Origin of the sequence: Moraxella sp. FZFQ2102, assembly GCF_024137865.1 — a bacterium.
Taxonomy (GTDB): Bacteria; Pseudomonadota; Gammaproteobacteria; order Pseudomonadales; family Moraxellaceae; genus Moraxella.
This window is the reverse complement of record NZ_CP099960.1, coordinates 960,978-975,289: the sequence shown is the minus strand read 5'-3', so window position 1 is coordinate 975,289 and position 14,312 is coordinate 960,978. Positions and strand designations below refer to the sequence as shown.

The 14,312-nt window shown below is 48.2% G+C and carries 12 protein-coding genes and 2 tRNA genes; 10 read left to right on the top strand and 4 right to left on the bottom strand.

The window, feature by feature from the left end; translation table 11 throughout:
- Positions 1-15: 15 nt before the first annotated feature.
- The 3 genes from NGM44_RS04680 to pilB are packed head-to-tail and all read right to left on the bottom strand — an operon-like array spanning position 16 to position 3,750.
- Positions 16-873 carry an A24 family peptidase gene (locus NGM44_RS04680; RefSeq protein ID WP_253224446.1) on the bottom strand — a complete coding sequence of 286 codons (858 nt, stop codon included), beginning with the start codon at positions 871-873 and terminating at the stop codon, positions 16-18.
- Positions 873-2,093, bottom strand: coding sequence for a type II secretion system F family protein (locus tag NGM44_RS04675; RefSeq protein WP_253224445.1), 1,221 nt, complete (start codon positions 2,091-2,093; stop codon positions 873-875). The genes NGM44_RS04680 and NGM44_RS04675 overlap by 1 nt, the downstream gene beginning before the upstream one ends.
- A gap of 4 nt (positions 2,094-2,097) precedes the next feature.
- Positions 2,098-3,750 (bottom strand): type IV-A pilus assembly ATPase PilB, encoded by a 1,653-nt coding sequence (gene pilB / locus NGM44_RS04670; protein ID WP_253224444.1) that lies wholly within the window; start codon positions 3,748-3,750, stop codon positions 2,098-2,100.
- A 177-nt stretch (positions 3,751-3,927) separates the two neighbouring features.
- On the opposite strand from pilB, the gene tpiA reads away from it, so the two are divergent.
- From tpiA to NGM44_RS04655, 3 genes are all read left to right on the top strand, one after another.
- Positions 3,928-4,683: a triose-phosphate isomerase gene (tpiA, locus tag NGM44_RS04665; protein WP_253224628.1), complete on the top strand. Its 756-nt coding sequence runs from the start codon at positions 3,928-3,930 to the stop codon at positions 4,681-4,683.
- A gap of 48 nt (positions 4,684-4,731) precedes the next feature.
- Entirely contained in the window at positions 4,732-5,052 is a 321-nt protein-coding gene (gene secG / locus NGM44_RS04660) for a preprotein translocase subunit SecG (RefSeq protein WP_253224443.1), read from the top strand.
- Between the two features lie 69 nt (positions 5,053-5,121).
- A tRNA-Leu gene (locus NGM44_RS04655) sits at positions 5,122-5,206 on the top strand.
- Positions 5,207-5,304: 98 nt separating this feature from the next.
- On the opposite strand, the gene NGM44_RS04650 is transcribed toward NGM44_RS04655, so the two are convergent.
- Positions 5,305-6,282 carry a Fic family protein gene (locus tag NGM44_RS04650; protein ID WP_253224442.1) on the bottom strand — a complete coding sequence of 326 codons (978 nt, stop codon included), beginning with the start codon at positions 6,280-6,282 and terminating at the stop codon, positions 5,305-5,307.
- 373 nt (positions 6,283-6,655) lie between these two features.
- Between NGM44_RS04650 and NGM44_RS04645 the strand changes: the two genes are divergently transcribed.
- The 7 genes from NGM44_RS04645 to NGM44_RS04615 all read left to right on the top strand — a co-directional run bounded on the left by NGM44_RS04645 (position 6,656) and on the right by NGM44_RS04615 (position 14,291).
- A tRNA-Met gene (locus tag NGM44_RS04645) sits at positions 6,656-6,732 on the top strand.
- A 227-nt stretch (positions 6,733-6,959) separates the two neighbouring features.
- Complete coding sequence (rimP, locus tag NGM44_RS04640; RefSeq protein ID WP_253224441.1) at positions 6,960-7,457, top strand: ribosome maturation factor RimP; 498 nt, start codon at positions 6,960-6,962, stop codon at positions 7,455-7,457.
- A gap of 119 nt (positions 7,458-7,576) precedes the next feature.
- A complete protein-coding gene (gene nusA / locus NGM44_RS04635; RefSeq protein ID WP_253224440.1) occupies positions 7,577-9,058 on the top strand; it encodes a transcription termination factor NusA in 1,482 nt (493 codons plus the stop codon).
- Between the two features lie 189 nt (positions 9,059-9,247).
- Positions 9,248-11,986 carry a translation initiation factor IF-2 gene (infB, locus tag NGM44_RS04630; protein ID WP_253224627.1) on the top strand — a complete coding sequence of 913 codons (2,739 nt, stop codon included), beginning with the start codon at positions 9,248-9,250 and terminating at the stop codon, positions 11,984-11,986.
- A 152-nt stretch (positions 11,987-12,138) separates the two neighbouring features.
- Entirely contained in the window at positions 12,139-12,546 is a 408-nt protein-coding gene (locus NGM44_RS04625; protein WP_078317276.1) for a ribosome-binding factor A, read from the top strand.
- Between the two features lie 3 nt (positions 12,547-12,549).
- Entirely contained in the window at positions 12,550-13,473 is a 924-nt protein-coding gene (gene truB, locus NGM44_RS04620; RefSeq protein WP_253224439.1) for a tRNA pseudouridine(55) synthase TruB, read from the top strand.
- Positions 13,474-13,661: 188 nt separating this feature from the next.
- Positions 13,662-14,291: an opacity family porin gene (locus NGM44_RS04615; RefSeq protein ID WP_253224438.1), complete on the top strand. Its 630-nt coding sequence runs from the start codon at positions 13,662-13,664 to the stop codon at positions 14,289-14,291.
- Positions 14,292-14,312 lie beyond the last annotated feature (21 nt).

The following is a 14,312-nucleotide window of genomic DNA, read 5'->3' as shown; positions in this document are numbered from 1 at the left end:
TATTTAAATTTCCATTTAAAATAACGACACATACCATGTCATCATAGATTTGCCAAATAATAACGCCACCACCGCACCGATGGCAAGATATGGCCCGAAAGCAAACGGCGCGTGCCCATGCTTAACGCTGTGAATGATACCGACCACCACGCCCATCAAGGCTGCAATCAGTAACACCAAGGGCAGCTGCCATACGCCCAAATACGCACCGATGGCGGCAAATAGCTTAGCGTCCCCCAGACCCATACCATCATGACCGCGCAGCAGTTTATAAATCACATTAACCAGCCACAGCGCACCAAAACCTGCCACCACCCCAAAGATCGCATCGCTTGGCGTGGTGAAAATCCCCAAGCCATTGGCAGTCAAGCCAATCATCCCAAGCGGCAGCACCAAGCGATCGGGTAGAATCTGCATCCGCCAGTCAATCCCTGATAAAGCGATCAATAGCCACACAAACACCAAACCAAGCGCGCCTTGTAAACCAAGATCTAAGCGCAGCACAACCAGTACGCTTAAGATGGCGGTGATCAGCTCAAGAGCAGGGTACCGCCAAGCGATCGGCGCATAACAAGCACGACAACGCCCGCGCAGCAGCACAAAGCTGAGTACAGGCAGATTATCAAACCAAGCAATCGGCGTATGACAAGTCGGGCACTGCGAACGCGGATGTGACATTGATACAGGCAAGGGCGTGGCAAAGTGCTGTTTGACATCGTCTTTGGTGGTACTTGACAGGGCAGATTGTGCAATGAAATCTTGCGCATCTTGTTGCCATTGCCACTGCATGATGATCAGCAAGCGATGAATGACAACGCTCAAAAAACTGCCAATGCACAGCCCAAGCACACCAATAAATACCAAATAAATCATCACAAGCCTGCTCCCAGATTAAACAGCGGCAGATACATCGCCAACACCAAACCACCGATCAATACGCCCAGCACCACGATCATCACAGGCTCGATCATGCCAGTGATGGTGCTGACTTTGGCGTGGATTTGTTGTTCGTGATAATCAGCGACTTTCTCAAGCATGGGCACAAGCTTGCCTGAGCTTTCGCCGACGCCGATCATCTGCACGCTCATCGGTGAGAACAGATCGGTATTTTTGATCGCGGCAAATAAGCTGTGACCACTGTGGATTTGGCTGATGATTTGTTCGGTTGCGCTAATAAAAATAGGATGATCGGTGGCGCGTGCTGCTAGGCTTAGGGCTTGTGGCAAGGGTACGCCTGCGCCAAAAGTCGTCGATAAAGTGCGTGCAAATCGTGCGCTGCCAACCAAGCGAATCAGCGCGCCGATGACAGGCAGGCGCAGGGAGAACACAGCCCATCGATGGCGCAAGGCGGCAGATCGTTGATAAGCTGTCACACCAATGACGATAACGCCGATGATGCTCATAAAAATGAGCCAAAAATAACTTTGTAAAAACTGTGATAAGCCAAGCACGATGCGTGTCGGTAAAGGCAAAGTTTCACCCATTGATGCAAAAGTCATGGCAAAGCTTGGCACGACTTTTAATAATAAAATCGCCATCACCACCAGTGCAACGATCAGCACGATCAACGGATAGCGCACGGCTTGCTTGACGGTGGCTCTAAGGGTGGCTTGCTGTTCGCTGTAGGTAGCTAGGCGATCAAGCATGACATCGAGCGCGCCTGATTTTTCACCGGCATCGATCAGTGGATAGGCAAGTGTGCCAAATACAGGTGGTGCATTGTCGATGGCAGTGGCAAAACTATGCCCTGTCTCGATGTCGGTTTTTAGCTTGTTCAGATAAGCTGCCAAGGCGGTGCTGTTGGTGGTTTGCTTAGCGATATCCAGTGCTTGAGTGAGCACCAGCCCTGAGCTGATCAGCGTGGCAAGTGTTCTTAATCCAAGCAAAGCATCAGCAGGGCGTACGCGCGATTTTCGCCACGATACGCGCACCGCTGCAGGCTTGAGCGTGATTTGTGCTAAGCCTTGCTTGTGCAGCATGACTTTGGCGAGTGCAAGATTTGCCGCGCTGATCTCGCCTGCAACAGCTTTGCCGCGCGCGTTGATGGCTTTATAACTAAAGCGCTGTGTTGGACTTTGAGATGATGGTTTCATGCGATCAGTCCGATGTCACGCGGTGCATTTCAGTCAAGCTTGTGATGCCTGCCATGACAGCGGCGATTCCTGATTGGCGTAAGCTGATATTACCTGCTTGGCGATTGGCATGATCAATGACATCGCTGTCAGCACGATCAAAAATCAACTTGCGAATATTGGGCGTGATCGGCAGCAGCTCAAAGATACCCACACGCCCACGATAGCCATCACGGCAGCGATGGCAGCCCACAGGCTCGTACAGCTGATGGGTGCGTGAGATGTCATCATCACCAAAGCCTGCTTCACGCAGCACCTGTGGCGGTAGCACTACCGCGCGCTTGCAGTCATCACACAGCCGCCGCGCTAGGCGTTGGGCGATGATCAGATTGACGCCACTGGCAAGTTGAAAGCTTGGCACGCCCATACTGCCAAGACGCGTCAAGGTGGCAGCGGCAGAATTGGTATGCAGGGTCGATAGCACCAAATGCCCTGTTTGTGCTGCCTTGATCGCGATCTCAGCCGTCTCGGTATCGCGAATTTCACCGACCATGATCACATCAGGATCTTGGCGTAAGAACGCGCGTAATAAGTCGGCAAAATCCAAGCCGATTTTTGGATTGATGTTAGTCTGGTTAATGCCGTCAAGATTGATTTCCACAGGATCTTCGGCGGTCAAGATATTATTATCGCCACGGTTTAATAACCCAAGCGCGGTATATAGCGAGATGGTCTTGCCGCTGCCTGTCGGACCTGTGATCAAAATCATGCCTTGGGGCTTGTGCAGGGCGTCGGTGAACTGCTGTTTTTGTGTGGCATTAAGCCCTAGCGCGTCCATGCCGATGAGCGTCTGCGCTGAGTCCAAGATTCGTAAGACGACTTTTTCACCGAATAAAGTAGGCAAAGTACTGACGCGAAAATCCACCGATTTATGTTCAGATAAGCGAAATTTGATACGCCCATCTTGGGGTTTGCGTCGCTCGGCGATGTCCAAATGCGCCATGACTTTAAGCCGCGTGGTGATTTTACCCGCTTGGCTTTTGGGTGGTGTATTGACACTGCTCATCACGCCATCGATGCGATAGCGCACGCGAAAGCTGTTTTCATAAGGCTCAAAATGAATGTCAGATGCGCCCAGTTGCACCGCGTCGGCTAGGATTTTTTGGACAAATTGTACCGTCGGCGCATCAACGATGGGATCGTCTTCGATGTCTTCATCATCCAGATGTTCATCGAGCACCACGGGCGCGCCCAGACTCAGCTTATCAAGATGTCGCGACAATTTATCAGCTTCAACCAGTACTGGCGTGACATTCAGATGTGTGTGAAAGCGAATGGACTGAATGGCATCGCGGTCAGTCGGATCGCTCATGGCAAGGGTCAGCGTGCTATTATCCTTGCTAAGTGGCAAGACGCGATGGCGCGCAATGAGCCTGGGATCGATCAGCGTGCCAGCATCGCGCGTATCATGACGATCTAAATCGACAAGCGGCATATTGAGCAGTATCGCCATTGTATCACCAAGCGGCTTTGGACTGACAAGCTGTGCATTGATTACAGCATCTGTCCATGGGGTAGAGTTGGCATATGCATCAGTCATGGCGGTGGTGAGCGCGTCAGCATCACAACCAAGCTGTGATAACTGTGCAATGAGTCGATGATGAAACGCGGTCAGCATGACGACGATCCTTAAGAAAAAACAACAACAGTTACAAAAATAGCAAATTTTTTATCCAAATACCACAAAATATTTTTGGCATTATCAGAATTTGGGTTATAATATCGTGTTCACAGTGCGCATTTGAGCGTATCACAGTTTTATTTTGATATTCTGATTAAAAAATTTGACACGGACATCGATATGGCAAAATATGTCATCGGCAATTGGAAATTAAACCCAGCAAGCTTAGCAGAAGCTAAGGCATTGGCAAACGAGCTTAAAGACAGCCTTGATATGGATACTGTCAAGCTTGGCTGTGCGCCAAGTTTTGTGCATTTGCCTGTGGTGGCAGATGTATTGGCAGACTCGCCATTGTGGGTGGGTGCGCAGGATTTATCCGCCAAGACAGGTGTGACAGGTGCATTCACGGGTGATATTTCTGCAGCGCAAATCATCGACGCTGGGGCAAAATTCGTCATCCTAGGACATTCAGAACGCCGCCAATATCATGGCGAAGACAATGCCATCTTAAGCGAAAAAATCAAGCAAGCGATGGCTGCTGATTTGGCAATTGTGCTGTGTATCGGCGAGACCAAGGATGACTACCAAAGCGGTCAAACCTTGCAAGTGTTGGATGCGCAGCTGTCGGTCTTGGATGGTCTGGGCGTCCCTGCCAAATCGCTGATCATCGCCTATGAGCCTGTGTGGGCGATCGGCACAGGACTGACACCGACGGTTGAAGAAGTGGTGGCGGTGCATCGCCATATCCAAGCGAAATTGGCAGAAAAAGACTTGCCAAATATCTGCGTGCTGTATGGCGGCAGTGTCAATGCGGATAATGCCAAAGATTTTGCCGCTGCTGATGAAGTGGGCGGTGCGCTCGTGGGCGGTGCCAGCCTAAAAGCCGACAGCTTTGCGGTGATTGCAGCAGCATTTGCCACAAGTGCGTGATTTTAAATTTATTGATCAGTAACTGGTAAGTTTACCAAAGAGTTTTTTATGCTATTTAACATTCTATTAGCCGTTCATATTATCGTTGCTATTGTGATGATTGGATTTATCTTAATTCAGCATGGCAAGGGTGCGGATGCAGGTGCATCATTTGGTGCAGGCGCATCAGGTACAGTATTTGGTGCGGCAGGTTCGGCGAACTTTTTGACGCGTACCACGGCGGTTTTGGCGACGATTTTTTTCATCACAAGCCTTGCTTTGGCGCATTTTGCCCAAAAACAAGCGGCAGATCAGCTGCGTCTGGATGTGCCGGCGGTGAGTAGCACACCAGCACCAACATCGACCACGCCAGCCCAAGGCAGCAATTGAGCATCATTGCGTAAATTCGCCAAAGCACTTGCGCTTGGCGGCTTTTTTGGGTAGAATACGCCCAAGTTTGCGATCGTGGTGGAATTGGTAGACACGCCATCTTGAGGGGGTGGTGCTTCACGGCGTGAGGGTTCAAGTCCCTCCGATCGCACCAAATTCGACTGATAAGTCATTGAAATATATAAAAAATTAGCAAGCCTTGCAGTTGTGTGTACCACTCAGTGTGCCATAAATGCAGGGCTTGTTTTATTCCTAGGATGCTTCATTTATCACCAATTCGTAACTTTGACTACGTCCAGATGCTTCAGATTTTTTCAAAATTCCTTTATCAATCAAATCATTAATATCTCTTAAGGCGGTATCGTGAGACACTTTGGTGATACTCGCCCATTTTTTACTGGTCAAGTTGCCATAGAAATTACCGAATAGCTTATTAATCATCAGAATTTGCCGTTGATTTAATATAGTGTCATGATGAGCGTGCCAGAACTTGGCTTGACCCATGATTTTTTGTAGCATTTCCAATGACTTAATCAGACTGTTTTCTAGACTTGATAAAAACCAAATAAGCCAATCATTGACTGATGCGATGCCATTTTGGGTGTGTTCTAGAATTTGGTAATATTCATTTCGACAGGCTAAAATCTGTGCCGACATGCTATAAAATCGCTGTTTGCTATCATCGCTCTTGGCAAGCATGCGCTCAGTGATAGCTCGTGTCAGTCGCCCATTGCCATCATCAAAAGGGTGTAAAGTGACAAACCATAAATGAGCAAGTCCAGCTTTAATGGTTAGGTCAAGTGTGGCATCTTCATCATTATACCATGCCAAAAACTTAACCATCTCATCGGGCAATCTCTCAGTTTTGGGGGCTTCAAAATGCACTTTTGTGCGGCCATAGCCCCCTGATACTACTTGCATGACGCCATTGCTATCATCGCGAAATGCACCTGTTTTGATATTATATAAGCCACTTGTGCCCGTCGGAAAAAGTGCTTTATGCCAACGAAACAGCTCATCAAGAGTTAGTGGTTTGTCATAATCATAGCTTGCCTTCAGCATCATCTCAACAATGACATCAATCTCTCGGCTTGGTGCAACCAAGTTGCTATATAGGTGTTCAATTCCAAGCTGGCGCGCCACAGAGGAGCGCACTTGCTCGGTATTTAAAATCTCGCCTTCAATTTCAGAGGTTTTTACCACTTCTAGACTTAGTGTCTCAAGCCGCATTTGCAATGGCAAATCAAACCCAAGACTGTGAATTTACCCAAGTAGTCTGCCTTGTAGTAGGCGTATGCGAGCGACGATGGGCAACAAGGTGGCATTGTCAATTTGTTAATTTGTCCAATTGTCATATTCGTAGATGCATAAAGATTGCGTCATAGTTAGCTAGAAAAAATAGATTTTGCGTTGATTGTAGCATATATTTGACGCATAATTTGCGTAGAAAATTCAGTTTTTTGTACGCTTGGATGAGTTAATGAAAGGTTTTTTTTGCTTACTAAATTGTCTTCAAGTATTAATTTTCACCAAATTCCAAAAAATCTCATCAAAAAAGCTTGACATTGAAAAAATTTGCCGTATAATAGGCAACCTAAATTGATGCGGGGTGGAGCAGTCTGGTAGCTCGTCGGGCTCATAACCCGAAGGTCGTTGGTTCAAATCCAGCCCCCGCTACCACTTTTTAAAATCCTAAGAAAGGCTTTGATAATCAAGTTGATTGAGATAAGTTCTTAGGTAGTTTGACAAAACAGTCAAGCTGTCGGCTGGTATTATGATCGCCCACCAACCTGAGTGTTTTGTGGGCTTTTTTGTATCTGTCGTTGTCTATCTTTGGGTGTTTGCACTTATGATGGCGACGAAGTGCCGATAGGCTTATTGAATTTTTTAGGAATTAACATTCAATCATGAAACCATCAAGCAAAATTGCTGAATTAACCGAGTTAATCGCCCCTGCAGTTGCCGCCTGTGGCGTGGATCTGTGGGGTATTGAGTTCATGCCCCAAGGACGCAAATCGCTGTTGCGCATTTATATTGAGACCTTGCCAGAAGATCGCGCGCGCGGCGTGCATGTGACCATCGAAGACTGTTCAGCGGTCAATCACCAAGTCTCAGGCGTGCTTGATGTTCATGATCCGATCGCAGGCGAGTATGTGCTGGAAGTGTCAAGCCCTGGCTTTGACCGTCCGCTATTTACCCGTGAGCAAGTGGCAGAATATGTCGGTGAGATTGTAAACTTACGCTTAATTCACGCCATCGGTACAGGCGATGCCAAACGCCGTAAAGTGGTGGGTCGCTTGACAGAAGTTGGCAGCGATACGATGAAAGTCGTTACCGAAGATAAGCTTGAGTTTGACATTGCTTTTGATAGTGTGGATAAAGCGCATTTGGTTTATGAAGATTAATCCAGCTTATAAATGGCATTGCTTTGCCAGTTTTATCATAAGCTTTATCCGTATAATCTGATACAAAATTTCTTATAGATTTGTAATTATTATTAACAATTAACCCAAGGAATCCACAGATGAGTCGCGAAATTTTGACCGTGGTTGAAACCGTCAGTAACGAAAAAGGGCTAAATCCTGAAGACATCTTTGAAGCGATTGAACAAGCGTTGGTCGTTTCTACCAAGAAAAAAGTCTATACCGAGCAGCCAGAAGTGGCGATTCGTGTGCATATCGACCGCAAAACAGGCGATTATGACACTTTCCGTTTTTGGACTGTGGTGGCGGACGAAGACCACGAGATGCCTGCGTGTCAGCTTGCCATCAGCGATCTTGACGAAAATGAATACAAAATCGGCGACATCGTCGAAGAGCAAATCGAGTCGATCGAGTTTGGTCGTATCGCTGCTACCCAAGCCAAGCAAGTCATCATCCAAAAGATTCGCGAAGCTGAGCGTGCGCTTGTCGCTGATGCCTTTGAATCGCACCTAGGCGAGCTTGTCACTGGCGAAGTGAAAAAACAAAGCCGCGATGCTTATATCATTGATCTGGGCGAAGGTGGTGAAGGTTATCTTGCCAAAGACCAAACGCTACCACGCGAAAGCCTGCGCCCAAAAAGCCGCGTCACAGCGATCTTGGCACAAGTCAATCGCGATGGCCGTAGCCCACAGTTGGTGCTGTCTCGCACCAATAAAGAGATGCTGATCGCATTGATGCAAAAAGAAGTCCCAGAGATCAGCGAACAAATCATCGAGATTCGTGATGTGGCTCGCTTGCCAGGCTTGCGTGCCAAGATTTCGGTGAAGACCAATGACCATCGCATCGATCCTGTGGGCGCGTGTATCGGTATGCGTGGCACGCGTATCCAAGCGGTACAACAAGAGCTGGACGGTGAGCGCATCGATGTCATCGTATGGAACGAAGACCCTGCGCAGTACATCATCAGCGCGCTTGAGCCTGCTGATGTCAGCGGTCTTGTACTTGATGAAGATACCAAGACTGCCGATGTGATTTTTGCGACCAATGATCAGTTGGCGCGTGCGATCGGTTCTCAAGGTCAAAATGTCCGCCTAGCGTCAGAATTGACGGGCTATAAGCTGAACATGATCCTAGAATCTGAATACAACGAGCGCCAAGAGTCAGAAAATCAAGCGGTCATCGAGATGTTCTATGAGCGTCTGGAAGTGGATCGTGACTTGGCAGAAGTGCTGACTGAAGTTGGCTTTAGCGACATCGAGACAGTGGCATATGCACCTGTCGAAGAATTCTACGAAATCGATGGCTTGGACGATGAGACCATCGCTGCCATCCAAGCGCGTGCCAAAGAAGTTATCATCTCAGATGAGCTTGCCAAGCAGCAAAACATCAAAGAGCCAAGTGCTGAACTGCTTGCCCTAGAAGATATGACGCCTGCGATCGCGTATAAGCTTGCCGAGCGCGACATCATCACGCTGGATGATTTGGCTGAGCAAGCGGTGTTTGATATCGAAGATATCGAAGGCTTGGATGCTGATAGTGCAGGCAAGCTGATCATGCAGGCTCGCCAATCGTGGTTTGCCTAACCATGCGTGCCACAGGCGTTGGTGCATGATGATGAATACTGTCATGATCATGCACGCATTGAACTAATTTTGCCAAGCCGAAAAAGCGGTTTGGCAGCAAATTTAATAGTGGATAATCTTGATAAGTATCAATGACACAGATTAGCGATACTTATCAATCCACTTGCCAAACCAATAATTTTAGGTGATATAATGGCGAAAACAGTCAAAGAACTAGCCCAACTTTCTAATACCAATGTTGAGACCATTCTCAAGCAATTAAGCGATGCAGGCCTACCTGCTCGTGGTGAAGCTGATAGCGTCAGTGAAGCTGAACAAGAAAAACTGGTGGCATTTTTAAAACAAAGCCACGGCGAAAAACCAAAATCTCGCATCAGTCTAAAATCAAAAACCACTTCTACCGCTCAAGTGACGGGTACATCAGGCAAAGCCAAGACGGTCAATGTCGTGCGTACCAAAAAAGTCGTGTACGAAAAGCCAGATCCGGCCAAAATCGAAGCTGAAATCGCTGCCCAAGCACGTGCAGCCGAAGAAGCTCGCCTAAAAGAAGCGGAAGCTAAGCAGGCTGCTGAGCGTAGCAAAAAAGAAGCGGCTGAGCGTCAAGCGGCAACCTTGGCAGCGATGCGAGCCAGCAGTGCACCAAGCGAAAAATCTGACAGCTCAAGCAGTGTTGTGGTCAAAAAAGCCAAAAAAGACGACGCAGCAGAAGCAAAAGCAGACAATAAAGCTGACAAGAAAAAACCAGCCAAGCCTGTCAAACAAGAATCTGCCGAAGACAAAGCGGCTCGTGAAGCTCGTGAAGCCGAAGAAGAACGCTTGCGTCAGATGGAAGCCGAAACCCGCCGTAAAGCTGCTGAAGAAGCCCAAAAACGCACACTTGAGCAGATGAAACAAATGGCATCCCGTTATAGCGATAGTGATGATGCGACAAGTAGCACCATCGTGCGCACCAAAGATGATGCACCGCTCGCAGATGGCTTGGTGGGTGCAGCGCTTGAAGAGTCGTTCGAAAAAGAACGCCGTGAAATCAAGCGTGGTACAGCAGGTACTACAGGCAAAGGTGCTAAAAAAGGCCGCAAAGGTCAGCAAGAAGAGCGTGAAATCAAAACGCGTTCAAAGGGCTTGAAGTCATCACAAGCCAACAAGCATAAGTTTGAAATGCCTGTCGAAAAAATCGTCCACAATGTCGAAGTGGGTGAGAGTATCGTCCTGTCTGATTTGGCTCAAAAAATGGCCGTCAAAGTGCGTGAAGTCATCAAAGCCTTGATGAAGATGGGTGAAATGGTGCGTGAATCTGATACCATCGATCAGATGACGGCGGCATTGGTGATTGAAGAATTTGGCCATAACTTTATCCCAGTCAGCGACACACAGCTTGAAGATGATCTACAAGTGGCAGTCGATGAAAAATCGGGTAATGTCCAAACTCGCCCACCAGTTGTGACCATCATGGGCCATGTTGACCACGGTAAAACATCACTACTGGATAAGATTCGTGCGACCAAGGTGGCATCTGGCGAAGCGGGTGGCATCACTCAGCACATCGGCGCATACCATGTGACGACAGATCGTGGCGTGATTACTTTCCTTGACACCCCAGGCCATGCTGCCTTTACAGCAATGCGTTCTCGTGGTGCGCAGGCGACCGATATCGTTGTCCTAGTGGTTGCAGCCGATGACGGCATGATGCCACAAACTGAAGAAGCAATTGACCATGCGCGTGCAGCAGGTACGCCGCTGATTGTCGCTATTAACAAAATGGACAAAGATACTGCCGATCCTGATCGCGTCATCAATGAGCTGTCTGTCAAAGAAGTCATCCCTGAAGAGTGGGGCGGTGATACCCCGATGGTCAAAGTCTCTGCCAAATCAGGCATGGGTATTGATGAACTACTAGAAGTCATCAGCATCCAAGCAGAATTGATGGAGCTAGAAGCACCTGTTGATGGTGCTGCCCAAGGTGTGGTGATTGAGTCTCGCTTGGACAAAGGTCGTGGTGCAGTCGCAAGTCTATTGGTCAAAAAAGGTACATTGAACCAAGGTGATTTGGTCTTGGCGGGCGAATATTACGGCAAAGTGCGTGCGATGACTGATGAGAATGGTCAGCGTATCAAATCAGCCGGTCCATCGATTCCTGTTGAGATTCTAGGCTTGCCTGAAGCACCAGCAGCAGGTAGCGAATTCTTGGTTGTCTCAGATGAGAAAAAAGCCCGTGAAGTGGCTGATTTCCGTGCCGCTCGTGAGCGTGATCGCATCCTTGAGCGTCAAAACAAGATGCGCCTAGACACCCTATTTGACAGCATGGGTAGTGCAGAAGTTGCCACCTTGAACATCATCTTGAAGACCGATGTGCGTGGTTCGCTAGAAGCATTGCTTGGTGCACTTGATGAGCTATCGACTGATGAAGTCAAAGTGCGTGTCATCAGCTCTGGTGTCGGTGCGATTACCGAATCTGATGTCATCTTGGCAGAATCCTCAGAAGCGGTGCTGCTAGGCTTTAACGTCCGTGCTGACAACCAAGGCAAGAAAAAAGCCGATGCAGCAGGCTTAGATATCCGTTACTACAGTGTCATCTATGGTCTGATCGATGATGTCAAAGCGGCGATGAGTGGTATGCTTGCCCCTGAGCATCGTGAGAAGATCTTGGGTATCGCTGAAGTGCGTGAAGTCTTCCGCTCAAGCAAATTCGGTGCGGCGGCAGGCTGTATGGTGCAAGAAGGTACCATCCATCGCAACAAGCCAATCCGCGTCTTGCGTGATGATAAGGTCATCTTCACAGGTCAGCTACAGTCACTGCGTCGCTACAAAGACGATGTCAATGAAGTCAAAGCTGGCATGGAATGTGGTCTTGCCGTCAAGGGTTATGAAGTCGCTGTGGGTGATAAGATCGAAGTCTTTGAAATCCACGAAATCAAACGCGAACTATAATCGCCATACTCTTGCCAAAACCCTGTCGCATGATGGGGTTTTGTCGCCATAGATGGGTGAAATTTGTTATACTACCCAGCATAAAAGACGACCTTTATCCAAGTTGTCTTTGGTGGATAAGTTAAAATTTATTATTTATTGGAAAAAATTCAATGAGCCAACGCTTACAACGACTTGCTGATCAAATTCAGCGAACGCTTGCCACTTTGATTCGCGATGAGATTAACGATCCACGCTTGACGGGATTTGTGACCATCTCAAGTGTCAAGGTCAGCCCTGATTTGGGTTATGCTGATGTGTATGTGACCATCCTTGAGCCGCATAATGACACAGGCATGAACATTGATAGCCACCGTGAGAGTGTCGCTATCTTGAACCGTGCGTCAGGGTTTTTGCGTACCGAATTATCGCACACGATGAAAACTCGCACCACGCCACGCCTAAGATTTCATTATGATGAAGTGACGGCGCATGGCAATCACATGATGGATTTGGTCAATCAGGCGATGAAAAAGACACATGAGAGCGAACAGCATTATGATGATGAGACGGCAGAGTGAGTGATGAGTGCTAAGACCGTCATTTCAGGGATTTTATTATTGGATAAGTCCCAAGGCATCAGCTCGCATTCGGCATTGGCAAAGGCGAAGTTTTTGTTCAAATCAGACAGCCAAGATTCCAAAAAAGCAGGGCATACAGGCACGCTTGATCCGATGGCGACTGGGCTTTTGCCGTTGGTATTTGGCGAAGCGACCAAATTTGCACAATATGGACTGGATGCTGATAAAGGCTACACGGCGACTATTCGCCTAGGCGTAGCGACCGATTCGGGCGATGCTGATGGGCAAGTGATTGATACAGCTTTCGTGCCAAACTTTAGCCAAGCGGAGTTAGATCAGATTGCCGCTGCTATGACAGGCGCACAAAGTCAAATCCCGCCGATGTACTCCGCGCTCAAAAAAGACGGCAAAAAGCTCTACGAATATGCCCGAGACGGCATCGAGATTGAGCGTGCGCCACGAGCCATCACCATTCACCATTTGAGCCTAACCAAGCTTGATGATGAGCATATTAGGCTGTCAGTCATTTGCTCAAAAGGCACTTATGTGCGTGTGCTTGGCGAAGACATTGCCAAACGACTTGGCACGCTTGGGCATTTGACGAGTTTGCGTCGTACTTTGACGGGTGGCTTTGGTATTGATGACGCCATTAGCATGGATGCGTTTGAAGCTTTGCCAATGGCTGAGCGGCTTGGCAGGCTGCTGCCGATCGATGCGATGCTAATGCATTTGCCGATTTTGGCGGTAAATGATGATGAGGCAGCGCGCCTTAAGCTTGGGCAGCGGCTGAATGTCAAAGACCGCGTGAATACCTTGCCAAGCTTTACAGAGACTTGCCTAGTCAGACTGTATGCCGATGGCGAATTTTTGGGCTTGGGTGAAGTGGCAAATACAGGGCGATTACAGCCGAAAAAATTGGTGGCGTAGGGCTTGTTTGTTAAGCAGTTTTGGAGAATTGCACAAAGTTTAGACAGCTGTTTGGCGATTGTCTAAATTTTCGGCAAATGTTACAAAATTTTTCAACAAAAGCCCTGTTTCATCATCAAGTCAGCTTGTCATCTAGGCAGATTGTGCGTACAATGCACCCAACCAATCACAAAAAATACGGTGAATTTATGAAAAAATTAGCACTTTTGGCAGCGGCGATTTTCACTACCAGCGCTGCACAGGCATCTATTTATGACATCGAACAAAGCACCAATCAATGGTATTGGCAAGCGGACATCGGCTACTCGGATCTAAATTTCGACTTCGGTGATGCCGAGCGTGATGAAGATGGTGTCGGCGGTCGCATCAGCGTCGGTAAAGATAAAGGCAGCTACCGCTATGCCTATGATTACAGCTATTTTGGCAATGCTGAAGACAACTACCACTGGCGCAGCGGCACCACTTATGTGCGTGACGAATATGACACTTATGCACATTCGATCGGCGCAAGCGCGTTTTATGATTTCAAAAATACTAGTCGCGTCACGCCATATGTTGGCGCGCGCGTGGGTGTGAACTTCTTGAGCCAAGATTTGCGCCGCTGTGTGTCATCGGTAGGTTTGGGTTCGGTCTGTGGCTATAGCGACGACACCAATACTGACACGCGTGTCGGCGTCGGCGGTATCGTGGGTGTCAGCTATCAAGCAACCCCTGCGGTGGCGGTCAATGTCAGCGGCGAATATAACTATTTGGGTAAAGTTGGCGATACCAAAGTCACCCAAACAGGTGCTAATGTCGGCGTGCGTATGAATTTTTAAGCCAAATTCATCAATACAAAC